Consider the following 21,839-nt stretch of genomic DNA (forward strand, 5'->3'; position numbering starts at 1 on the left):
AGGCGACGCTAGACGATTTTCAGGATTAGCGAAGGGGGATCAGGCGGCCCGGCGCACGGCCGTCGGCGACTTGACGAACAGGCCCCGGCGTCCGGCGACGGCGCGGAAGGCGACGCTGTCGCCCTCGATCCGCTCGTCGGGGCCAAGGAACAGCACGCCGTCGTCGACCAGCCGCCGCTCCAGATTGTCCAGCACCTGGGTCCGGCGCGCCGGGTCCATGTCGTCCAGCACGTTGCGGCAGAAGATGACGTCGAAGCGGGCGTCGTCGGTCGGGGCGTCCAGCAGGTTGGCGCGGGCGAAATGCACCGTCGCGCGCAGCTGGGGCTTGGCGATCCAGGCGTCGTCGGCCTGTTCGAACCAGCGCAGCATGGTCTCGGCCTTCAGGCCCCGCTGGATCTCGAAGCCGGTGTAGGCGCCGGTGCGGGCCTTCTCCAGCGCGCGCTGCGACAGGTCGGTGCCGACGATCTCGACCGGGGCGCCGGCGTCCAGCGCGGCCATGGCGATCGACCACGGCTCCTGCCCGGTCGAGCAGCCCGCCGACCAGACGCGCACCGGCTGGCCGGTTCGTGCGCGGCTGAGGGCCGGCAGCAGTTCGCCGCCCAGGGTGTCGAAGGTCGGACGGTCGCGGCGGAACCAGGTCTCGGGGTTCAGCAGGGCCTCGATGATCGACCAGCCCAGGGTCGCCACCGGCTTGGCCCACAGCGAGCCCAGCATGGCGTCGACGGTCTCGAACCCCTCGCGCCGGGCCACGGGACCCAGGCGGTGCTCGGCCAGCTTCATCCGGTCGCGCGTCAGCCTGAACCCCGCGCGCGAGGCCATCAGCGATTGCAGGCGATCGAAGTCCTCGGGCGACATGGGGTCAGACGGCTCCCACCTCGGCGAATTTCGATGTCAGGATCTCACCGTCGAACGGCTTCATCACATAGTCGTCGGCGCCGGCGGACAGGGCCTCGGCGATGCGTTCGGCGCGGGTCTCGATGGTGCAGAACAGCACCTTGGGGACGGCTCCGTCCGGCAGGGTGCGCAGGCGGCGCAGGAAGGTCAGGCCGTCCATCACCGGCATGGACCAGTCCAGCAGGATCACCTCGGGCATCACCCCCGCGCAGAAGGCCAGGGCCTCCGAGCCGTCGGCGGCCTCGTCGACCTCGAATCCGAGCCCCTCGACGATGCGGCGCGCGACCTTCCGGATGATCCGGCTGTCGTCGACGATCAGACAGGTTCTGGGGGTCAATTTCATATCCTGGAGGGCGAAACAGGACGCAACGCCCGCGTGTGTATCTAGGCCTATGATCGGCTTGAGCCGGTTAACGAGTCCTTGGGAAACCGTCTTAAGCGTCAGTTAGGCATGCGGGCGATCAGGGCGACGCGGCCTTCCTCGGCCGAGACATCCAGGGTTCCTCCCGCATCGTGGGCGGTCAGCCACAGCCAGTAGGGCTGGATCCACTGGCCCGGGAGGCCTTCGGACAGGGGGCGGCCGGCCAAGCCCGAAACCGCCTCGGCCTTCAGCCGGGCGCGGGCGCCCTCGGCGATCCCCTCGATCACAAGGCCGTCACCCTCGGCGCGCGTGCGCACGGTGGCCACGCCGCCGGAGGGCAGGGCCGCCACGGTCAGATAGGCCAGGTTCACCAGCGCCCGCGACTGCGGCTTGGAATAGGTCCCCTCGGTCACCGCCCATTGCAGGGTCGCGCGGCCGCCTTCGGTCAGGCCGGACACCAGCTCGCCCAGCTCCGCGCCCGAGAAGCGCTCGGCCGAGGTCGCGGCGCCGAAGGCGACGCGGGCGAAACTGACCAGGGCGATCATCTTCTTCGCGCTGGCCTCGATCAGGCCCATGGCGTCGTCGCGCATGTCCTGAGCCGAGGGGTCCTTCAGCAGGTCCAGCCCGGAGCTGATCGCGCCCGCCGGGCTGATGAAGTCGTGGCAAAGCTTGCCGGCGACCAGGGTGGCGAGAGCCTGCCCGTCGGGCAGGGCGGGAGTCAGCACGGTGTCGGTCATCGGGTCCGGAGGCGGTTGGGCGGAGTATCCCCAAGGCTGACCTGATTTGCCGGTTCTTCAAACCGCGCGGATGCTCTATCGGATCGGCCATGAGCAACCGACTGATCGCCGACCTCGCGTCGGGCGCCCTGGCCGAGGCGCTGGCCGACATCACCGAGGAGGCCGCGCGGGTCATCCTTCCGTACTGGCGTTCGGGCGTCGTGGCCGAGAGCAAGAAGGACGACAGCCCTGTCACCCAGGCGGACCGCGAGGCCGAGGCCCTGATCCTGGACCGCCTCGCCGCCCTCTATCCCGAGGTGCAGGCCGTGGCCGAGGAGCAGGTCGCCGCGAACGGCGTCTCCGAGATCCTGGGGGAATGGTTCTGGCTGATCGATCCGCTGGACGGCACCCGCGGCTTCATCGAGGGCCGCGAGAGCTACACCGTCAACATCGCCCTGATACACAAAGACACGCCGGTCGCCGGCGTGGTCACCGCCCCCGCGACCCAGGTCACCTGGCGCAGCGGGGCGCCGGGCAAGGGCGCCTTCCGCCGCCGCTTCGGCGAGGCGTGGACCACGATCAAGGTGCGCGAGCGCCCGGCCTCGCCGACCGCCCTGCTGAGCCACAGCATGACCGACGACGAGGCGGCGCGCCTCGCCTCGCGCCACGGCTGCGTCCAGTGGCAGGGCACGGACTCCTCGCTGAAATTCTGCCTGATCGCAGAGGGCCGTTTCGACGCCTATCCGCGCACCGGCCCGACGTCCGAATGGGACACGGCGGCGGGTCAGGCGGTGCTCGAGGCCGCGGGCGGGCGGGTCATGGCCGAAGACGGCCAGCCGCTGCGCTACGGCAAGCCGTGCCACGCCAACGGCGGCTTCGTCGCCCTGGGCGGCTGAGGCCTCTCTAGATCTCGACGGCTTCCGGCATCGCCAGCACGGCGCGGTCGGCCAGAGCCGGGGCGCCCATCTCGCGCGCGGTCTCCATCGCCTCGGCCAGCATCAGGCCGACGGACCGCGCCTCCACGCCGGTCAGGCGGGCGCGGGCGCGGAACAGCTGCGCCATGCCGATCTGGTCGGCCGCCCAGTCCAGCGGCTGCACCCGCAGGGGCTCCGACAGACGGCGGCGAACCACGGCTTCCAGTCCGTTCAGGGCGGTCACATCGCCCAGGGCCTCGGCCAGCGCGACCTCCGCGGACAGGCGCCGCTCACGCACCAGGGCGCCCAGCAGCAGGCCTGGCTCGCGGGTCAGGGCCTCGGCCTGCGCCAGCGTCAGCAGCGGGGTGTCCTTGCTGGTCCCGGCCAGCAGCACGGCGGCCCAGTCGAGCGGGCTGTGGTCGGGGGTGAACTGATCGGCGGCGGCGTCGAACAGGGCCCGGCCCTGGGCGGCCGCGGCGTCATCCCGGGCCAATACGGCCAGGGCGGCCATGCCGGCGCCGGCCAGCGCCAGGGCGCGGGCGCGGGTCAGGGGGCGGTGATCGGGCGAGGCCGCCTCCACCAGCGCGCGCAGGTCGCGTCCGGCCTGATCCAGCATGCGCGGATCGCGGCGCGTCACCCCGGCCTCCAGCGACAGGGCGGCGCGGTCCAGCCGCAGCTCGTCGGCCACGGTCGGCGGCAGGGCGCGGGCGTCGTGCACGGCGGCGTCCAGCAGGGCGCCGGCGTCGAGCAGGGCGTGGGTGTCGCCGCTCAACCGGGCGCGCCGGGCGCACAGGCGGGCGTGAAGGGCGGCGGCGGACGACCGGGTCGCCGGCCGCTCGCAGGTCAGGCTCTGGACGTCCGACAGGGCGGCGGTCAGGGCCGCCGGGCCGCCGAACAGGTCGAAGCGCAGAAGATGGATGGCCGCGGACTCGATCGCGGCGGCGGCGGTCTGGTCCGGGCTGGTGGTGTGACGGGCGGCGTCCGACGCGGCGGCGCCGGCGCGCTCCAGGCTGATCCGGCTGCCGGTGCGGCGCGCGTGCTCGCGCCAGAGGGTGGACGAGCGCATCCAGCCGTCGAACGGCCGGGCCGCCGACACCCGTCCCGCATCGACGCCCTCGCGCCGGGCCTCGACCTGAACCAGATCCGCGCCGACCAGCTCCAGCCAGCCGAGGTCCTCGCTTTCGCGAGCCTTCTCGAACAGCTTTCTCAGATCGCGGCCGAATTCAAACATGCACGCAGCTCCGGTTCCGTCCCGCTTCGGGACGGACGAATGGTCCCCGGGCCGCACTCAAGCAAACGCAGCGCCGCGCCGGTGGTTCGGTCGAAAAAACTTCAACCCGGAAGCGTTAGCCGAGCCGGGGCGTTCGGGCGCGGCAGCGCTGCAGGCCGGCGCGGGCCTCGGCGTTGTTGGTGCTGAGTTCGCGCACGGCGCGGATCCGGGCCCGGGTCTGCTCGGCCTCGGCCACGGCGGTAGTGCGGCCCGCGGCGTTGGCGGACTGGGTCGCGTTCAACGACCAGTACAGGGCGGCGTCGTACAGGGTCCGGCCCTCGCCGGTCTCCCCGCCCTCGAGTTCGGACGCCGCCTGGGTCAGTCCCGCACAGCGCACCACCTCGTCATACGGCAGGGGCTGTTCGGGCGCGCTTTGCGCACCCGTCAGGGACAGCACGGCCAGGAAGGCCATCGCGAACATCAGATCCTCCACGGCACGCCCGGGCCGTTTTGCCGGAACAGAGAACCACGCGGGAGTGACAGAAGAAAGTCCGTGATTCACCCCAGATGCGCCTGTCCACCGGTGGCTGGAGCCTGATTCACGCTTCAGCCGGAACCGCGACGCGGTCCTCCTCAACGGATCAGGCTCTAGAGCACAACGCCCTCGTCGCGCCGCGCCGCGCGGGGCCGTTTGCGGTCCAGCCTCGCCCAGGCCTCGGCCAGCCGGTCCACCGCCTGCTCCAGATCGGCTTCCGGCAGGGTGAAGGGCAGGCGCACGAAGCGCTGGAAGGCCCCGCCGACGCCGAACCGCGTGCCCGGCGCGATCCGCACGCCCAGCCGCCCCGCCGCTTCGGCCAGGGCTTCGCTGGCGGGGCGGGGCAGCCCCACCCACAGCGACAGGCCTCCGGCCGGCCGATGCGCCTCCCAGTCGGGAGATACAGCCGCCAGCCGGGTGCGCAAATGGGCTTCGCGCGCCGCCAGCTGCCCGCGCCGCTCGGCCAGCGGCGCCCGATCCCCGCTCAGCAGCGTCGCCGCCGCCAGCTGTTCGATGATGGGCACGCCCAGGTCCATGGAGGCCCGGCTGCGGACCACCGCCTCGACCACCGTCGGCGCGGCCCGAAGCCAGCCGATCCGCAGGCCGCCCCACCAGCTCTTGCTGGCCGAACCCAGCCGGATCACGTGGTCCCCGAGGTCGCGCGGCGGGGGCGGCGGCGCGTCGAAGCCCAGCTCCCGCAGCGTCTCGTCCAGGATCAGGGTCGAACCGGCGCGCCGGGCGGCGGCGGCGATGGCCGCCTCCTGCTCCGCCGTCATGACCCGGCCCGTCGGATTGTGGTGGGTCCCGATCAGATAGATGAGGCGCGGCCTCGCCCGCTCGATCGCCGCGGTCAGGGCGTCGATGTCCCATCCTTCCGCCGGCAGGGCGACCGGCGCGGGCCGCAGCCCGGCCCGGACGATGGCGTCGATCGCGTGATGGAAGGTCGGATGGTCGATCAGCACCGCGTCTCCGGGCCGCGCCAGCGACCGCAGCAGCAGCGCCAGCGCGTTCTGGGCCCCCGCCGTGACCACGATCTGGTCCGCCGTCGTCTGAAGCCCCATCCGCTCATAGTCCCCCGCCACGGCGTCGCGCAGGGACTGGACGCCGACGGGGCCGTAGCCGTGGCCGGGCAGATGGAGGGGCAGGGACGCCAGCGCCTGGGCGTAGGCGGCGTGCAGGTGGGCGCCCGCGGGCATCACCGCCGTGGCCATGTCGATCAGGCCCGAGGCCTCGCGGTGGTGCAACGGGTCGCGACGGCCGGCCGGTCCCGGCGGCAGTGCGGTGAAGCTGCCCGACCCGACCCGGCTGACCACGAAGCCGTCGGCCCGCAGGCGGTCCAGGGCGGCGCTGATCGTGATCCGGCTCAGCCCCAGGGCCTCGGCCAGCCGCCGCTCGCCGGGCAGTTTGGCGTCGAGCGGCAGGCGGCCGTCCAGCACCAGCCGCTTCAGCGCCTCGGCCAGGCTGCGGTAGGCGGCGTCGTCGCCATGCGCGGCGCGCCATTCGTTCAGCTGGCGGGTCAGGGCGACGGGATTGACGATGGGGGCGTTCACAGGGCCACACTCGAACAAGTGGCTCTATAAAACAAGGCCGGTTGGGCTAGGTCTGTGGGATGTTCCTGCGCCGCTTCATCCAGCTTCAGATCGGTCTGTTCGTGTACGGACTGTCGCTCGCCCTCATGGTCCGGGCCGATCTGGGCCTGAATCCGTGGAGCGTGTTCCATCAGGGCCTGTCGGACGTGACGGGCCTGAGCCTGGGCATGATCGTCAACGGCGTCGGCCTTCTGGTGCTGCTGCTGTGGATCCCGCTGCGCCAGAAGCCGGGGATCGGCACCATCTGCAACGTCCTGCTGATCGGGACGGCGGCGGATCTCTGCCTGTGGCTGCTGCCGCCCCTCGAGGGGCTGTGGCTTCGGGCCGCGTGCATGGTCGTCGCGGTGGTGCTGAACGCCGCCGCCACCGGGGCCTATATCGGCGCAGGCCTGGGCCCGGGTCCGCGCGACGGCATCACCACCGGCCTGCTCAAGGTCACGAATTGGCCCATTCGCTGGATCCGCACGGGCGTCGAGGCCACGGTGCTGGGGCTGGGCTGGCTGATGGGCGGCACGGTCGGGGTCGGCACGATCCTGTTCGTGCTGATCACCGGTCCGCTGCTTCAGATCTTCCTGCCGATGTTCACCCGGCCCGAAACCACCCCCGCGAGGGTCAGCCCCGTTCCTTCGTCTTCGTGAAGGCCACTTTCGGGAAGCGTTCGCCGACGTAGCCGGTCTCCCAGCTCGACTTGGCCAGGAAGACCGGATCGCTGTCGATGTCCGTGGCCATCTGGCCGCGGTACTTGCCCATGAAGTCCTCGAGATCGGCCTTCACTCCCCCCTCGACTTGGGCGATCCAGCGCGCCTCGGCGTAGGGGCTCGGTTCGAAGATGACCTCCAGCCCGTATTCCTCGCCCAGACGGTCGGCCATGACCTCGAACTGCAGCTGGCCGACGGCGCCGACGATGAAGTCCGAGCCCAGTTCCGGGCGGAACAGCTGAGTCACGCCTTCCTCGGCCAGACCCTCCAGCGCCTTCTTCAGGTGCTTGGCCTTCAGCGGATCCTTGACCCGGACGCGCTGCAGGATTTCGGGGGCGAAGTTCGGCAGCCCGGCGAAGCGGATCATGCCGCTTTCCGACAGGCTGTCCCCCACACGGAGCACGCCGTGGTTCGGGATGCCGATCACATCGCCGGCGAAGGCGTCCTCGGCCAGTTCGCGGTCCGATGCGAAGAACATGATGGGGGCGTTCACCGACAGCTGCTTGCCGGTGTTTTGGACCTTCAGCTTCATGCCGCGCTTGAAGCTGCCCGACGCCATACGGAACATCGCGATCCGGTCGCGGTGGTTGGGGTCCATGTTGGCCTGGACCTTGAAGACGAAGCCGGTGACCTCGGCCGAGCCGGGCTCGACGGTCAGATCGACCGGGGCGGGGGCGTTGCGGGTCTCGGGCGGGGCGGCTTTCTGGGCCTTCATCACCTTGGGCGCGGGCGCCCACTCGCCGATGGCCTTCAGCAGTTCGTCGATGCCGAAGTGGCGCAGGGCCGAGCCCCACAGCACCGGGGTCATGTGGCCTTCCAGGAAGGACTGTCGGTCGAAGGCGGGATAGCCGGCCTCGACCAGTTCCTGCGCCTCCAGCAGGGCCTCATGCTCGCCCGCCTCGAAATACCGGGCGGCGTCCGCCAGCGGCAGGGCCTCGGGGTGGGGCACGTCCTCGGTCGAACCGGCGGGCTTGCGGGCGTAGGGCTGGAACCGGCCGGTGCCCATCTCGACCATGCCGCGCAGGCGGTTGCCGCTCTCGGCCGGCCACCAGATCGGGGCGGGGTCCAGCTGCAGGCGGCTGGCGATTTCGTCCAGCAGGGCCATCGGGTCCTGGGCCTCGCGGTCCAGCTTGTTGATGAAGGTGATGATCGGGATGTCGCGCAGGCGGCAGACCTCGAACAGCTTCAGCGTCTGCGGCTCGATGCCCTTGGCGGCGTCCAGCACCATGATGGCGCAGTCGGCGGCGGTCAGGGTGCGGTAGGTGTCTTCCGAGAAGTCCTCGTGCCCGGGGGTGTCGAGCAGGTTGAACATCTTGCCGTCGTGCTCGAACGTCATCACCGAGGCGGAGACGGAGATGCCGCGTTCCTTCTCGATCTTCATCCAGTCGGATTGCGTCCGCCGGTTCTCGCCCCGCGCCCGCACCGCGCCCGCCGCGCGGATGGCGCCGCCCGACAGCAGGATATGCTCGGTCAGCGTCGTCTTGCCGGCGTCAGGGTGGGCGATGATGGCGAAGGTCCGCCTTCTCGCCGCCTGGGCGGCGAGCGGGGTTTTGGAAAGAGCGGGGGCTTGGGCCCCCGCGGGACCGGCTTCTTCGGGGAGAGTGAGCTTTGACATTGGACGCGCGACCTAGCGCGGACCGGGCCGAAAGTCACCCGATGCGGGGCTTTCCGCCGGTCTGGTCTGTCACCGAAAGTGATTATCCCTTGGCAACGAAGGGATATTGGGATCATTGTCCTGTCAGGCGAGACGTCCGGTCACGCAATCGGGCGCCGCCTTTGGAAACGAAGGAACGGACATGGCCCTGCATCACCCCCTCGACGACCGTCCCGCCGCTCGCGAAGGCGGCCCGCATCCCGCCCTCTGCCTGACGCTCGGCTTCGCGGTCATCGTCGTCGGCGCGATCGTGGTCCACATCGTCTTCAACACCCTGGTCTGAGACCGGGCGTCAGTCTTCCGAAGCCGGCGGCGCCTCGGGGGCTTCCGGCTCGCCCGCGTCCGGCAGAGCATCGGTCGAGATGACCGAGAGGCCCGCCTTTTCCCGCGCCTCGGCCAACAGCTGGCGGACCGCCACGAGACTCTCGCCGCCGTGCGGATTGTTGGCCAACGGGCCCAGCACATAGGCCGCGTCCAGATACCGCCCCTTGGACATCAGCGCCTGGCCCGCCTCGAAAGCGGTCGTTCCCAGCTGAGGAGCCAGACGGAAGGCGGATTCGGCGGTCACGACATCATTGTCCGTTGGGAAGTTGGGCGCCGCCCGCCGATTTTTCAGCATGGCGAGATAGATCCGGTAGTCGAGCGGATCAGCCTTATAGCCCGCGGCCAGATGGACCATCGACTGACGGGTCAGTTGCCGCCGGGCCTCGTCGTCTGAGCTGGCGTCCGCCAGTTCCGTCAGCACGGCCCCCATCAACCAGCGCGCTTCGGCGTCTTCGGGCCAGGCCTCGACGACCCGTTCCAGCGTCGCGCGGGCGCCCTGCAGGTCCTGCGTCTCGCGCTGCAGCTTCGCCAGGGCCACCAGGGGCAGACGATCCGTCGGGTATCGCTCGGCGGCGGCTCGGGCCTGCGCCACGAGAGCGGGTCCATCCTCTTCGTCCAGCGCGCGGGCCGACCTGAGGTCGAGCCACACGGCCGCGGCCGTGCTGCGCGGCAGGGCGACTACGGTCACCGACGCCTCAGGCAGAGCCTCCTGCAGCGTGTACACGGTGATCCCACGGCTGAGGTAGGACCGCAGGTCGGTCCCCAATTGATCGGGCGTCCGGCCAATATGGGTTTCCAACGCCACCGCCGGGTCTTCACCCCGTGCGACCGCCGCCAGGTACCCTTGCAGTTGCCGGTGCCGCTCGGGCGCGCCGAGCATGTAGTGGGTCAGCAGCCAGGCCTGGGCGTAGTAGGCGGCCGCGCGCCGCTCGGAGCTGAGGGTCAGGCGCGATCTCAGCAGATCGTCCATCGGAACCCAGTCGTTCCGCTGGTTCAGCGCATAGACGCGGCCCGGATTGTGAAGGCCGTATCGGATGCGGCCCATTCGCATGTCGGAGGGTGCGAAGTATTCGGCGAAACCCTCCACAAACCAGCCCGGGTAGACCGCGTTGTGGTACTGGAACATGTAGTGGTGGGCGTACTCGTGGAAGAGAATCTGGTCGCTGCCCTCGCTGGTGTTGTCGACGACGGCGAAGATGCGGTCGTCATGCCGGCTGTAGAAACCGCCGACGCCCTTGCTGATGGTCGGCCAGATTTCCTGCATGTCGTCCCGCCCGTCGGCCAGATAGATCCACAGCTTGGGGGCGATGACGTCGTCGTTCTCCGGCGGCAGGAACCTCGCCAGCATGGAATGGAAGCGCTCGACCTTTCGGGCGTACTCCGAGATCGCCCGATTGCTGGTGTCGCCGACGATGACGAAATGCTCGGTCTCGGCCTTCAGCCACTCCGCGCGCGCGGGCGCGGCGGCGAACATCGCAAGCGCGGCGAACGCCACGGCGACCGTTCTCAGCAGTGTCGTGAATGTCATGGCCTCACCCCCCGTTCAGCGTCCGGATATTGATACCGGCGGACGGGAGAGAGTCGACCCTTGCGATGTTCGGTTGAGCGCGGCCTTACGCCGCCAGGCGCATCCAGACCGCGCGGTCGGCGGCGACGGCGTCCAGCTTGCCCTTGGTGGCGCGGGTCTTCAGCTGGCGCATGACCGGCTCGGGCAGGGCGCAGAACTGCGGCTCGACCAGGTCGGGATCGCAGCCGGCCGCCGGCGCGGCGAACAGGGCGGCGTTCACGTCCGGCGAGCGGTCGTGGATCAGCCAGGCCAGACGGCGCGCGCGCTGCGGGTCGGTGTGGTGCAGCAGCGGGTCCTCGGCGAACAGCTCGCAGCCCAGCTCCAGCACATAGTCCAGATCCAGCGCTTCGAACCGGCGCGCGTCGACGGCCGTGACCGGGCAGGCCTCGTCCAGGTCAAACACGACGTCGTTCAGAAGAAACAGCATCCGGAAACACCCACCATCACGCCGGGCTCATGCGGCCCGTTGAAGGTGACCATAGGCGCCCCGGCTTGCGGTTCCGTGTGCGAACGCGGTTAAGGATTTCGCACCGGCGGCGGGGGCGTTAACCGGTCGCTCAGGACGATTCCCCCGCCACCTTCTCCGTAATGAAATGCCGTCCCTGCCGGTCCTCGATCTCGACGATCCAGAGGTCGGGATCGTATCGGATCTGGCGCTGCAGATACGCGTCCAGCTCGCTCTCGAACTCGCTCTCGACCGGCTGCATCCACAGCCGTTCGCCGTCTGGGCCGAAGGCTTCACTATAGAGTCTGGCGCGGCGGCTGGAGGTGTCGAACACCTTGACGATCACCGTACCGGCGCGCGCGTCGCCCTTGCGCGCGACGGTGGCGTAGCCCCCGCCGATCTCGGCGCGGCGGACCAGGGCGGACACCCAGACATCGCTTGAAAGAAGCAAATCGCTAACCCTGCTCGGACACCGGACCTGAACGCTCGATGCGTAGGGTGCGGAGCATGACGATACGGCAGAACGCCCCGAAGACCCAGCCGCGCATCGTGGCGGCCATGCTGGCCGCGGCGACCCTGTTCGCGCCGGGCGCCGCCTTCGCCGGTCCGGCCGACACCTACTACGAGCGCGCCTTCGTGGTCGCCGCCGACGCCCGCTGCGACCTGTTCCAGCCCCATATCGGACGCGCCCTGGTCGCCGCCACCGCCCAGGCGCGCGGCGCGGCCCTGCGGTCCGGCGCGGTCGCCGCAGACCTGACCGACGTCGCCGCCCGGGCCCGAGCCCGCGCCGGCGCCGTCTCCTGCCGCGATCCCCAGCTGACGGTGGTGAAGAGCCGCGTCGACGGCGCGTTCGAGGGCTGGGCCCGCACGCCGCGCATGACCTTCCCCGGCGACCGGCTGGACTGGATCGCCAATCGCACCGGCTACGCCCGTCCGACCTGGCGGCTGCAGCAGGCCTCGGTGGTCGGCGCCTCGCCGGTCACCTTCGGCTATGCGGGCAAGGGCGACGAGGCCGCCCTGACCGCCGTGGTCAGCTGGTACGGCCGTCCGCGCCCCACCGCCGCCCGGCTGGTCTTCCGCGACCCGGCCAAGGCGCCGCGGCCGTGGCTGGCCGGAAACAACCTGATCCCGGCCTCGGCCCGGGCCAGCCTGTGGGCGTCCGAGGTTTCCGCCGCCGATCCCATGCTGCTGCCGGCGGGCAAGCGCGCGGGCGAGGCCTGGCGGTTCGCGCCCTTCGCCGCCGACGCCCTGGACCGGCTGGACCCGCGCGAGGCCTTCGCCATCGAGTTCCACTTCCGCGACGGCAGCGTGGCCACCGTGCCGTTCGAGGCCGGCGACTTCGCCGCGGGCCGCGCCTTCCTGGCGATGGGCAGCCTCTAGGGGTTCTGGCGGCCTAGTCGGGGCGAGTGTGAACGATGGCCGTCCCGACCTGAAGGTCGGTCGCCCTTACGCCGTCCGACGGCTGCACGCGCACGGACCGAAGGCTGTCCCCGTCGACGCCGGGCGGGAGGGCGAGGGTGTAGGTCACGGGCGCGGCGGCCTGCGAATCCTCGACGTAGCGGGCCAGATAGCCGATCACCTGGCCGGCGGGAGTCGAGACCTCGATCTGGGCGCCCGGCGGCACGCGGATCGTCAGTTCAAGGGTTTCCGGTGCGTCGGGGGCGAGCGCGGGCGCGGGCGTGGCCGTGACGGCCACGACGCGCGCGGGCGCTCGTGTCTGGACGCCCGCGCACGCGGAACCGCCGACCAGGATCGCGGCGGCGGCGACGGGAAGCGAGAGCTTCATGACCATTCCCTCAGCCTGCGCCCGCAACACGTCCAGAACATGTCACCGAACGGCGATCGAAACTTCCTCGAGAACGCCGCCCAGCACGCCGGCGTCGGCTTCGCTGTCGGGGATCAGTTGCACCCGGATGGCCGATACCGGCAGCCGTCCGTCCTCGCCGAGCGCGGTCAACGCCGGTCCCAGCGCCAGCGTGAAGGTCTGGGACATCGAGTGCTCTTCATGGTGCTGGGCGCCGAAGAAGGACAGGGTGCCGACATAGTGGGGGTCGTCCACCGGCGTGTACTGGCTCAGATACGGGCAGTTCACATAGACCCGGATGCGGGCGTCGGCGGCGTTGGCGGGCGGGGTCAGCTGGATCTCGGTGACCAGTTCGCCGGTCTCGGTCGGGCTCAGCACGGGCGCGAAGCTGGCCCTCGGCACGGCCAGAACCAGCGCGCTCTCCAGTCCCCGGCGCAGCTGCACTTCTCGGCCGACCGAGGAAGCGAGCAGCCGGGAATTGAAATTGCGCAGGGGCGAAGGCGTTGACGCCAGCCCTTCCAGGCTCCCGGCCTCGTAAGCATAGCCCAGGGCGGCGGTCGAAAGGCAGCCGCCCGCCTGAGCCGGCGCGGGCTGGCCCTTGCCGTCGCAGAAGGTCAGGAAGGGTTCAGCTTCGAACCGCGTCCGCTCCGATCCCGTCGGAAGGGGATCGGTCCCGCCGTTGGCCTGGCGGCGCTGCCAGATGTCCCACAGGCGATCAAGATTGGCGTGGTGCAGCCAGAACAACGGATCGACCGGCGACATGAAGGCCCCCATGAAGCCGCCCGTGCCGATGTGGATGTTGTCGTGAGGAGCGCTTTCCAGCAGGCCGGAGCGCACCATCTGATGGTGATCGCCCGCCGCCGCGCTGGCGAAGCTGGTGAAGGTGGGGGTCCGGATCGCGGCGGACACAGTCTCTGTGCTGACCATCCGGGCCGTGCTCCGGTCGAGCGCGGGAGCGGCGCGCGTGGGCGTCCGTCCCTGGCCGCGCCAGGCCCGGGTGGCGCGCGCCACCACGTCCTCGGGCCGGTTCAGGGAGCGCTTGGCCAGTTCAGCCTTGGTCTCGGCGCTGGCGGCGTTCCACCACGGCGTGAGACCGGCCAGAAGCTCCGCCATCAGCGCGGCCTGATCGGTCCGGAACGGCGCGCCCAACGGGTCCAGCCCGGCGTCGAAGAAGGCGTCCGGAACGGTCGCGCTCTCGGTATAGTCCCAGTACGGCAGGCGGAATTGGGGATTGCCGCACAGCTCCGCGCAGATCTGCTCGAACCGGGCCAGATATCCCCTGTGCCACGGCAGGAACCACCAGTTCTGGTGGGGACAGTCCATGATGTGGATCAGCGCCTGCCGATACCAGTTGCGAGGGTCGCTGAGCGGCAGGGCCAGCATGGCCGCGATGGCGCGCTTGTAGTCGTCGAGCGCCGCGGGCCGTGCGCTTCCCGAGACTTTCGGTCGGGTTCCGATCGCCGGCTGGCGCGTCAGGCCCGGTCCGGCCAGGGCCAGCAGCGGCGCCGCCGCCCCCGCGGCCAGAAGAGTTCTGCGTTGGATATTCATGGTTGCCCCCGGTTTTCCCAGGCACAACCTAAAATAATAACGTCGTTACGTCACTCGCCTTTTTAACCCCCGTTCGCCACCGGCAGCGGGATGATCTCCGCCCCGCCCTCGGGCGCGGGGGCTCGCGCCACCAGCGCCACCGGCATCCGCACCGTCACCGCCGTGCCTTCGCCCAGGGTGCTCTCGATGCTCATCCGGCCGCCGTGCAGTTCGGTGAAGGCGCGAACCAGCGATAGGCCCAGGCCGGTGCCCTGGCGTCGTTGCTCCGGCGCGCCGGCCTGTTCGAACGGGCGGCCCAGGCGTTTGACGTCTTCCGGGGCGATGCCGACGCCGGTGTCGGCGACGATGATCTCCAGATAGGGGCCGACCGCCTCGACCGTGACGGTGACGGCGCCGCCCTCGGGCGTGAACTTCACCGCATTGGACAGCAGGTTCAGCGCGATCTGCTTCAGGGCGCGGCGGTCGGCCGAGACCTCGACCGCGTCGGCGGGCAGGACGCCCGACAGGCTGACGCCCTTGTCCTCGGCGTTGACCCGGACCAGGGCCATCGCGTCCGACACCACCTCGCGGGCGTCGAACTTCTCCACCGTCAGGGTGTAGCGCTCGGCCTCGATCTTGGAGACGTCCAGCAGGTCGTTGATCAGGTCCAGCAGATGGCCGCCGGCCTGGTGGATGTTGTCGGCGTATTCCGCGTAGCGGTCGGGGATCGGCCCGAACAGCCGCTGGCGCATGATGTCCGAGAAGCCCAGCACGGCGTTCAGCGGCGTGCGCAGTTCATGGCTCATATTGGCCAGGAAGCGGGTCTTGCCCTGCTCGCGCGCCTCGGCCTCGTTGCGCGCCACCTCCAGCCCCAGTTCGCGGGCGTACTGGGCCGTGGCGTCGAACACCTGGGCGATCACGCGCGGGCCCGTCGAGGGATCGTCCAGCCGGCGGATGACCAGCTGGATGCGGCGGTCCAGCGCCATGCGCGGGGCCAGGGTGGCGGAGCCTTCCAGTCCCGCCGCCGCCCGGGCCAGCGCGGCCAGCAGGCGGGGACGGTCGGGGGCGTGGATCGCGGCCACCAGCCCCTGCTCGAACAGCGGGTCGACCGGCAGGGAGGGCGGCGGCGCGCCATAGGCGGCGACCACCCGGCCCGAGGGCTCCAGGATCAGGGTCAGGCCGGGCTGGGCCGCCATCAGGGCCTCGACCCGGCGCACCTCGGCCTCGGCCGCGGCCATGCGCTGCTCGCGCTGCCGCCACGACAGGCGCACGGCCAGCGCCGCCGCCGCCGCGGTCAGCACCGCCGACAGGGCCGCCAGCGCGGGCAGGTGAGGGCCGGGACCGCCCAGCATCCAGCTGGTCGCCAGTCCGGCCAGGGCGGCGACGCCGACGCCCAGGGCGCCGACCTGCACCGGGCGCGGACCGCCCAGGGCGATGCCCGCCGTCAGCGGCAGGAAGACGAAGCCCGCCAGCGGACCGGTCAGGCCGCCCGACAGCGCCGCCGTGGTCGCCGCGGCCATGCCCCAGACGCCCAGCAGGATCATCCGCTCGCGCATGCCGTCGCGCTGCAGCAGGTTCAGGCCGATCAGGCCCGGCACGATCATGGCCAGGACGCTGTAGAAGACCGGGCCCTCGACTCCGCCGATCCAGCGCGCGCCCAGCGCCAGCAGGGCCGCGGCCACGGCCCAGCCCGCGTGCCACGCGGCCAGGGCCGCGCGGTCGCCGGCCCCGGCGCGAGGGGCGCTTTCGATCGGCTCGGGTCTGGAGCTGTTGTTCAAGGGCGGACGAAACGGGAGGAATGGCGACAATACCGACGGCCAGCCTAGCCGCCCGCCTGAGTCGTCCAAAGTCCGCACCCTCATGAGGCGACTGCCGAAAAGCCCGCCCGGGTCGATTTCGGGGGATGACCGGCGTGGTTGTCGTTAACGCGGCATCGGCCTATCTGGCCCCAATGACCACCCCGCCGCCCGCCATCGACGCCGTCCTCGCCGAACTGATCGAGGAATTCGACCTGCTCGGCGACTGGGAGGGCCGCATCGAATACGTGATCGACCTGGGCAAGGACCTGGCCCCCCTGCCGGACGCGGACCGGATCGAGGCCAACAAGGTGCCGGGCTGCGCCGCCCAGGTCTGGCTGGCCGTGCGTCCTGAGGGGGATCGGCTGACCTTCCTCGCCGACAGCGACAGCGCCATCAGCAAGGGCAACATCGCCCTGCTGCTGAAGCTCTATTCGAACCGCACGCCGGACGAGATCCTGGGCTTCGACGCCCGAGCGGCGCTGGACCGTCTCGGCCTGCCTTCAGCCCTGACGCGTCAGCGCGCCAACGGGCTGAACAGCATGGTCGGCCGCATCAGGGACGCGGCGGCCTCGGCTCAGAAATAGAGGCCGCGGATCGTCAGGGCGGGGCGTTGGCCGTTGTCCTCGACGACGCGGACTTCCAGCCGGCGCTCGTCGGGGTTCCGGACGCGCCGATCCCACTGGTTCGGAGCGGTCTGGTCGGTGGTCCAGTATTGTTCGTTGCGGAACGCCCGGCGGCCCAGCTCGCCCAGCTCGCGCGCGCTGGCGCGGGTCGACGACAGGGTGCAGGTCACGGCGTAGACCTCGCTGTCGCCGAGCGGGACGGAGCCTTCCTCGAGACGTACCCGCCAGGTGCCGTCCCGCGACACCAGGTTGATCTCGGACGCATACTCCTCGAGCACCTGGTCCCGCTCGTTCGCGGGGCGGCGGAACTCCAGCTCGCGGGCGGCGCGGATGGCCTTTTCGAAGCTCTTGGACCGGTTGGCGTACGGCAGGCAGACGTCCGTCAGGATTTGAGCCGTCAGGTGCTGTTGGGCCATCGCCGGCGTCGCCGGTGCGGCGGCCATGCCGAGAACCAACCCCGCCGCGAGGCCGTATGCCAGTACTGTCTTCACGCCACTTCCCCCGACAAGCCCGGCGTCGGTGAGAGCGACGCCTTAAAAACGCGGACGCGCCCCTTTCGGAGCGCGCCACGGCGGCACCCTAGGACCGATGTTCGTCGGACAAAAGTTACCAGCTTGTAAGGTAGCGCTTCTGTCGCAGGCCGGGGTCACGCCAGTCGGTAGTGGCGGGCCAGCGCGGCCAGACCCTGCTTCAGCATCGCCTTGCCCGTGCGGCGGCGCAGGCCCAGCGCCTGTTCGGCGGCCTGCAACGGGGTCGCCTCGATGCAGATGGTCCGCACCATCGCCCGGGCCGGGCCGCAGGCGGCCAGCGCCGCCTCCACCCGCCGGGCCGCCGCCAGCGCCGCGTCGCCCGGTTCATGCCGCCGCGCGCCGCCGCCCGACCGGGCCCGGGGCGGGGCGTCCCATCGCATGGTCAGGCCGGGCCCGCGCAGCGCCGCCTCGGCCTCCAGTCCCAGCTGCTCCGCCGCCGCGATCTCGGCCCGGCTCAGCCACGGCCGTCCGTCCGCGTCGGCCCGGCCGGCCAGCCAGGCGACGGGCGAGACTGTCAGATTGGCCCGCAGCGCGGTCGGACCGCCGGGCTCCATGACCGTGCGCAGCCCCTCGGTCACGCCCGGACGGCCGGCGGTCGGAGCGGGCAGGGCGGTCGGCGGGCGCGCCGTCCAGCCGCCGCCCTCGCGGGTCTTCAGTCCCGGCGTTTCGGCCAGGGCGCCGAACTCGGCCGCGTCGAGCGTCAGCATCACCCGCGCCCGCCGATCCCGCCCCGTCCGCAGGACGTAGCCGCCGGGCGCGGCCTCCAGCCACCCGCCCGGCAGGGCCAGCAGCCGCCGCGCCCGTTCCAGCCGGTGTCCGCCGCTCATACGGGCAGCTCGCATCGCGGCGCGTCCAGCAGGTCGCGGACCGCCCGTTCCAGCCGGTTCAACAGATCGTCCAGCCAGGGGCGGTCCCGCTCATCCTCGGCCCAGCGGCAGGCCTGCGCCGCGGTCGCCCGGTTCATGCCGAAGGCGTGGCCGACCCGCTCGATCGGCCAGCCGAAGGCGACGTGGGCCAGGTACATGGCCAGCCAGCGCGCCCGGCACGCCTGCCCGCTGCGGCGCACTCCGCCGCTCATCGTGTCCACCGGCACGCCGGTGGCGGCGGCCACCATCTGCAGCGCCAGCCCCGCCCTCAGCCGATCCCCGCCCGTCGCCGGGGTTCGATAAAGGTCCTCCATATCCCATCTCCTTACGCGTCATGGACCGGTCTGATCGCCGGCCTCGGAGTAGGATTATATTCCTTGGATACGTCGGGAATGGACGTATGGGCGGCGCTTTCGAAAAAAGTCCGGTCGCTTGACTCCGGACTCTCGACGGCGATTCGCAAATCAGCCTAGATTCGCCGTTAACCACTCGTGTTAACCCTTCTTAAGGTTTTGAAGGATTAACGTTCGAACAAGGTTACCCGGAAACGGTACCAATATCTTTACGGCCAAGCTCTGCCTGGAGGGGCACTCATGCGCGTCCTGCTAATCGAAGATGATCACGCGACGGCGCAAAGCATCGAGCTGATGCTGAAGTCGGAGGGCTTCAACGTCTACACGACGGACCTCGGCGAAGAAGGCATCGATCTGGGCAAGATCTATGACTACGACCTGATCCTGCTCGACCTGAACCTCCCGGACATGAACGGCCTGGAAGTGCTGCGCCAGTTGCGCGTCGGCAAGGTCAACACGCCGGTGATGATCCTGTCGGGCACCTCGGAAATCGAGACCAAGGTGAAGACCTTCGGCGGCGGCGCCGACGACTACATGACCAAGCCCTTCCACAAGGACGAGCTGATCGCGCGCACCCACGCCGTGGTCCGTCGTTCCAAGGGCCACGCCCAGGCGATCATCCACACCGGCGAGATCGCCGTGAACCTGGACGCCAAGACGGTCGAGGTGAACGGTCACCGCGTCCACCTGACGGGCAAGGAATACCAGATGCTGGAGCTCCTCTCCCTGCGTAAGGGCACGACCCTGACCAAGGAAATGTTCCTGAACCACCTCTACGGCGGCATGGACGAGCCCGAGCTGAAGATCATCGACGTCTTCATCTGCAAGCTGCGCAAGAAGCTGGCCACGGCCGCCGGCGGCAAGCACTACATCGAAACCGTCTGGGGCCGCGGCTACGTCCTGCGCGACCCGGCCGAAGGCATCCAGCCGGCGTCCGCCGCCGCCTGATCCCTTCCAGGGAAGACGTACCGGAAATCAGACGCCCGCCGGATCGCTCCGGCGGGCGCTCTGCTGTCCGCCGCAGGCCTGTGAAAGACACCGTTCACCGACCAGGTGAACATTGATCACATTGCTGCGACAAAACCTTCAATCCGTTGCAGCCAAAGGACTGGACGCGCATTCCCACGGTGCCTCCCCGGCATAGTTTGGAAACGCCGCCCTCCCCCCGGGCCTCCGAAAGTAAAAAGTAATGACCTCCTCCAAGTCGCTGTTCACCGGCGTGGCTCTGGCCGCGCTGGTTTTCGCCGTCGCCACGCCGTCGTTCGCCGGCTCCTTCTATCTCCAGGAACAATCCGCCCGCGCCGCCGGCCGCGCCTATTCGGGCGAGGGCGCCGACCGCGGCGTCGGCTCGCTGTGGTGGAACCCCGCCGCCATCGCCCGCAGCGGTCGTGAAGTCACCTTCAGCGTCCACGGCCTGGCCCTGAACTCGACCATCAACAACGCCGGATCGTCGATCGTCTATCCGGGCGGAACCACGGTGCCGGTCCAGGGACAGTCGACCAGCAACAACCCGATCGAAAGCGGCATCGTGCCGAACTTCGCCGTCGCCGTGCCGGTCGGCGACCGCTTCGCCGTCGGCCTCAGCCTCTCGGCCCCGTACAATTTCACCACCAAGTATCAGGGCAATTCCTTCGCCCGCTACGACGCCCTGACCTCGGAGCTGCGCTCGGTCAACGTCGGCCTGACCGGCGCCATGCAGGTCACCGACTGGCTGGACATCGGCGTCGGCGTGGACGCCCAGTATGTGAAGGCCAAGCTGACCTCGTCCCTGCCCAATCTGTCGCCGGCCCTGCCGGACGGCACGTCGTCCCTGGAAGGCGACGGCTGGGACTACGGCTGGAACGCCGGCGCCCAGGCCCATTTCGGCCGTCTCGACCTCGGCCTCAGCTACCGCTCCAAGATCGAGCATGAGCTGGACGGCGAGGTGAACGTCACCGGCCTGCTGGGCCCCATCGCGGCGGGCAATGTCTCGACGGACGGCGTGGCCAGCTTCAACACCCCGTGGTTCGCCACCGCCTCGGTCCGCTATGCGGTCAACGACAAGCTGACCCTGAACGCCCAGGTCAACCGCATCGGCTGGTCCGAGTTCGACGCCATCCGCGTCGCCTACGGCGCGGGCGGCGACGTGATCGTGCAGGACTACAAGGACGTCACCACGGGCGCGGTCGGCTTCGACTATGTGGCCAGCGACCGCCTGACCCTGCGCGGCGGCATCGGCTACGATCCGACCCCGACCCGGGACAGCGAGCGCACCACCCGCATCCCCGACGCCGACCGCTGGCTGATCTCGGCCGGCGCCTCGGTCAAGGCGGCGGACAAGGTCACCGTCGACATGGGTCTGACCTACATCGCCTTCTCGGACAGCGACATCCACAGCGACCGGACCTTCTACCCGGGCACGCCCGCGGCCACGACCTCGCAGCTGCGCGGCACGGCCGAAGGCGGCGGCGTCGTCGCCTCGGCGGGCATCCGCTACGCCTTCTAAGGCGGCGGCCGGTTCCCGAATGCAAAACGCCCGCCGGAGCGATCCGGCGGGCGTTCCTGCGTTTCCGAGACCCGCGCCCGCGCGGCCGTTCGCTTCAATATCACTGCAATCCGGGCTTGAATTTTCTGTCGTAAGCCGATCACCTTGCGGCAGAGGTTGTCGTACAAGCGCCGGAGCCGGACGAGCAGGCATGACGGGATCAGCAAAGATCAGATCAATCGACGAGGCCCGCGTCACGGTGCGAACCGGGACCGTTCTCGACAGCCAGACATCGCAACGCACCCACATCAGCGCCCATACGACCTCGCGAAGCGACATCGGAACGGGGCAAGTCCACAACGACACGGTCGTCTCCTCAAGTGCGTCGGAACTGACCCGCTTCTTCGTTCAGGAGGACGGGGGCCGCGAGTTTGAGGCGAACGCCACCAACGCGGGGTTCGGCTTCCGCAGCGGCCATCGGGTGTCGGTGCTGTATGTGGGCACGCGGCAAGACGACGATCCCAACCCTGTCGGCGTCATCAATCACTCTACCGGCGCGTCACGCATCTTCGAGAACGATGTGAAGCGTCAGATCAGCGAGCCGGCCAACTGGTTCGGCGCCCTTCTGGTCGGGATCATGATCGTGGTCGGGCCGGTGGTCGTCTGGAACCTGTGGAGCGCGGTCTCCGACAGCCTGCGGCCGGAGTGGCAGGACGCGAATCTGGGCGAGCTGTTCTTCAAGGCGATGGCGTCGCTGCTCGTCGGGGTTCTGGGCGGCATGGCCCTTCCCGGGTTCCTCGGCGGAGTGGCCGTCAAGCTGGGCCTGCTGCCGAACCCCAGACCCTCGATCACCAGCCAGGTGATGGATCAGGTCCGGCAGGCGAAGTCAGAAGCGGTCAGGGCGGAAGAAGGTCGGGCGGTCGCACCGTCATCTGGTGGCTAGGGCCGCCGCTGATGCTTCAACCC

The 21,839-nt window shown here is 70.2% G+C and carries 24 protein-coding genes; 8 read left to right on the forward strand and 16 right to left on the reverse strand.

The features are described 5' to 3' along the window. Nucleotides 1-39: 39 nt before the first annotated feature. The 3 genes from AC3WRV_RS04770 to chpT form a co-directional block, all read right to left on the reverse strand. Nucleotides 40-855, reverse strand: coding sequence for a CheR family methyltransferase (locus tag AC3WRV_RS04770; protein ID WP_291838399.1), 816 nt, complete (start codon nucleotides 853-855; stop codon nucleotides 40-42). Between the two features lie 4 nt (nucleotides 856-859). Next, nucleotides 860-1,237, reverse strand: a complete 378-nt coding sequence (locus tag AC3WRV_RS04775; protein ID WP_291838395.1) for a response regulator — start codon at nucleotides 1,235-1,237, stop codon at nucleotides 860-862. 98 nt (nucleotides 1,238-1,335) lie between these two features. Beyond that, nucleotides 1,336-1,992 (reverse strand): histidine phosphotransferase ChpT, encoded by a 657-nt coding sequence (gene chpT / locus AC3WRV_RS04780; protein WP_492312346.1) that lies wholly within the window; start codon nucleotides 1,990-1,992, stop codon nucleotides 1,336-1,338. 89 nt (nucleotides 1,993-2,081) lie between these two features. On the opposite strand from chpT, the gene cysQ reads away from it, so the two are divergent. Next, the gene (cysQ, locus tag AC3WRV_RS04785) at nucleotides 2,082-2,867 is read left to right on the forward strand and encodes a 3'(2'),5'-bisphosphate nucleotidase CysQ (RefSeq protein ID WP_291838389.1); all 786 of its coding nucleotides are present in this window, start codon (nucleotides 2,082-2,084) and stop codon (nucleotides 2,865-2,867) included. 7 nt (nucleotides 2,868-2,874) lie between these two features. On the opposite strand, the gene AC3WRV_RS04790 is transcribed toward cysQ, so the two are convergent. The 3 genes from AC3WRV_RS04790 to yczR all read right to left on the reverse strand — a co-directional run bounded on the left by AC3WRV_RS04790 (nucleotide 2,875) and on the right by yczR (nucleotide 6,180). Beyond that, entirely contained in the window at nucleotides 2,875-4,116 is a 1,242-nt protein-coding gene (locus AC3WRV_RS04790; protein ID WP_492312347.1) for a hypothetical protein, read from the reverse strand. 115 nt (nucleotides 4,117-4,231) lie between these two features. Then, the gene (locus AC3WRV_RS04795; protein WP_492312348.1) at nucleotides 4,232-4,576 is read right to left on the reverse strand and encodes a hypothetical protein; all 345 of its coding nucleotides are present in this window, start codon (nucleotides 4,574-4,576) and stop codon (nucleotides 4,232-4,234) included. 167 nt (nucleotides 4,577-4,743) lie between these two features. Continuing rightward, nucleotides 4,744-6,180 carry a MocR-like transcription factor YczR gene (gene yczR, locus AC3WRV_RS04800; protein ID WP_492312349.1) on the reverse strand — a complete coding sequence of 479 codons (1,437 nt, stop codon included), beginning with the start codon at nucleotides 6,178-6,180 and terminating at the stop codon, nucleotides 4,744-4,746. 59 nt (nucleotides 6,181-6,239) lie between these two features. Between yczR and yczE the strand changes: the two genes are divergently transcribed. Continuing rightward, nucleotides 6,240-6,857, forward strand: coding sequence for a membrane protein YczE (gene yczE, locus AC3WRV_RS04805; protein WP_492312350.1), 618 nt, complete (start codon nucleotides 6,240-6,242; stop codon nucleotides 6,855-6,857). On the opposite strand, the gene AC3WRV_RS04810 is transcribed toward yczE, so the two are convergent. Next, nucleotides 6,832-8,532 (reverse strand): peptide chain release factor 3, encoded by a 1,701-nt coding sequence (locus tag AC3WRV_RS04810; RefSeq protein WP_492312351.1) that lies wholly within the window; start codon nucleotides 8,530-8,532, stop codon nucleotides 6,832-6,834. The two genes, yczE and AC3WRV_RS04810, sit on opposite strands and share 26 nt — an antisense overlap. Before the next feature lie 181 nt (nucleotides 8,533-8,713). Here AC3WRV_RS04810 and AC3WRV_RS04815 point away from each other — a divergent pair, with 181 nt between their 5' ends. Beyond that, on the forward strand, nucleotides 8,714-8,854 hold the full coding sequence (locus AC3WRV_RS04815) for a hypothetical protein (RefSeq protein WP_291840675.1): 141 nt from the start codon (nucleotides 8,714-8,716) through the stop codon (nucleotides 8,852-8,854). A 9-nt stretch (nucleotides 8,855-8,863) separates the two neighbouring features. Here AC3WRV_RS04815 and AC3WRV_RS04820 read toward each other — a convergent pair whose 3' ends face one another. The 3 genes from AC3WRV_RS04820 to AC3WRV_RS04830 all read right to left on the reverse strand — a co-directional run bounded on the left by AC3WRV_RS04820 (nucleotide 8,864) and on the right by AC3WRV_RS04830 (nucleotide 11,358). Continuing rightward, entirely contained in the window at nucleotides 8,864-10,423 is a 1,560-nt protein-coding gene (locus tag AC3WRV_RS04820; RefSeq protein WP_492312352.1) for a DUF1570 domain-containing protein, read from the reverse strand. Nucleotides 10,424-10,508: 85 nt separating this feature from the next. After that, nucleotides 10,509-10,889 (reverse strand): hypothetical protein, encoded by a 381-nt coding sequence (locus AC3WRV_RS04825; protein ID WP_492312353.1) that lies wholly within the window; start codon nucleotides 10,887-10,889, stop codon nucleotides 10,509-10,511. A gap of 130 nt (nucleotides 10,890-11,019) precedes the next feature. Then, nucleotides 11,020-11,358 carry a DUF1491 family protein gene (locus AC3WRV_RS04830; RefSeq protein WP_492312354.1) on the reverse strand — a complete coding sequence of 113 codons (339 nt, stop codon included), beginning with the start codon at nucleotides 11,356-11,358 and terminating at the stop codon, nucleotides 11,020-11,022. 56 nt (nucleotides 11,359-11,414) lie between these two features. On the opposite strand from AC3WRV_RS04830, the gene AC3WRV_RS04835 reads away from it, so the two are divergent. After that, nucleotides 11,415-12,287 carry a hypothetical protein gene (locus AC3WRV_RS04835; RefSeq protein ID WP_492312355.1) on the forward strand — a complete coding sequence of 291 codons (873 nt, stop codon included), beginning with the start codon at nucleotides 11,415-11,417 and terminating at the stop codon, nucleotides 12,285-12,287. Between the two features lie 13 nt (nucleotides 12,288-12,300). Here the strand turns inward: AC3WRV_RS04835 and AC3WRV_RS04840 are convergent, their stop codons facing one another. From AC3WRV_RS04840 to AC3WRV_RS04850, 3 genes are all read right to left on the reverse strand, one after another. Beyond that, nucleotides 12,301-12,693: a hypothetical protein gene (locus tag AC3WRV_RS04840; RefSeq protein ID WP_492312356.1), complete on the reverse strand. Its 393-nt coding sequence runs from the start codon at nucleotides 12,691-12,693 to the stop codon at nucleotides 12,301-12,303. Nucleotides 12,694-12,735: 42 nt separating this feature from the next. Continuing rightward, nucleotides 12,736-14,259: a tyrosinase family protein gene (locus tag AC3WRV_RS04845; RefSeq protein WP_492312357.1), complete on the reverse strand. Its 1,524-nt coding sequence runs from the start codon at nucleotides 14,257-14,259 to the stop codon at nucleotides 12,736-12,738. 62 nt (nucleotides 14,260-14,321) lie between these two features. Next, nucleotides 14,322-16,016 (reverse strand): sensor histidine kinase, encoded by a 1,695-nt coding sequence (locus tag AC3WRV_RS04850; protein WP_492312358.1) that lies wholly within the window; start codon nucleotides 16,014-16,016, stop codon nucleotides 14,322-14,324. Between the two features lie 173 nt (nucleotides 16,017-16,189). On the opposite strand from AC3WRV_RS04850, the gene AC3WRV_RS04855 reads away from it, so the two are divergent. Further along, nucleotides 16,190-16,621: a SufE family protein gene (locus AC3WRV_RS04855; protein ID WP_492312720.1), complete on the forward strand. Its 432-nt coding sequence runs from the start codon at nucleotides 16,190-16,192 to the stop codon at nucleotides 16,619-16,621. Here AC3WRV_RS04855 and AC3WRV_RS04860 read toward each other — a convergent pair. The 3 genes from AC3WRV_RS04860 to AC3WRV_RS04870 form a co-directional block, all read right to left on the reverse strand. Further along, on the reverse strand, nucleotides 16,612-17,151 hold the full coding sequence (locus AC3WRV_RS04860) for a hypothetical protein (RefSeq protein ID WP_492312359.1): 540 nt from the start codon (nucleotides 17,149-17,151) through the stop codon (nucleotides 16,612-16,614). The two genes, AC3WRV_RS04855 and AC3WRV_RS04860, sit on opposite strands and share 10 nt — an antisense overlap. Before the next feature lie 155 nt (nucleotides 17,152-17,306). Beyond that, a complete protein-coding gene (locus AC3WRV_RS04865) occupies nucleotides 17,307-18,032 on the reverse strand; it encodes a DUF6456 domain-containing protein (protein ID WP_492312360.1) in 726 nt (241 codons plus the stop codon). Beyond that, entirely contained in the window at nucleotides 18,014-18,370 is a 357-nt protein-coding gene (locus AC3WRV_RS04870; protein ID WP_492312361.1) for a helix-turn-helix domain-containing protein, read from the reverse strand. Before AC3WRV_RS04870 ends, AC3WRV_RS04865 begins: the two co-directional genes overlap by 19 nt. A 279-nt stretch (nucleotides 18,371-18,649) precedes the next feature. Between AC3WRV_RS04870 and ctrA the strand changes: the two genes are divergently transcribed. The 3 genes from ctrA to AC3WRV_RS04885 all read left to right on the forward strand — a co-directional run bounded on the left by ctrA (nucleotide 18,650) and on the right by AC3WRV_RS04885 (nucleotide 21,816). Then, nucleotides 18,650-19,357 carry a response regulator transcription factor CtrA gene (gene ctrA / locus AC3WRV_RS04875; protein WP_492312362.1) on the forward strand — a complete coding sequence of 236 codons (708 nt, stop codon included), beginning with the start codon at nucleotides 18,650-18,652 and terminating at the stop codon, nucleotides 19,355-19,357. A 241-nt stretch (nucleotides 19,358-19,598) separates the two neighbouring features. Further along, nucleotides 19,599-20,894 (forward strand): OmpP1/FadL family transporter, encoded by a 1,296-nt coding sequence (locus AC3WRV_RS04880; protein WP_492312363.1) that lies wholly within the window; start codon nucleotides 19,599-19,601, stop codon nucleotides 20,892-20,894. Nucleotides 20,895-21,084: 190 nt separating this feature from the next. Continuing rightward, complete coding sequence (locus AC3WRV_RS04885) at nucleotides 21,085-21,816, forward strand: hypothetical protein (RefSeq protein WP_492312364.1); 732 nt, start codon at nucleotides 21,085-21,087, stop codon at nucleotides 21,814-21,816. Nucleotides 21,817-21,839 lie beyond the last annotated feature (23 nt).

The organism is Brevundimonas sp. EU05-FHT14B11 (assembly GCF_058790835.1).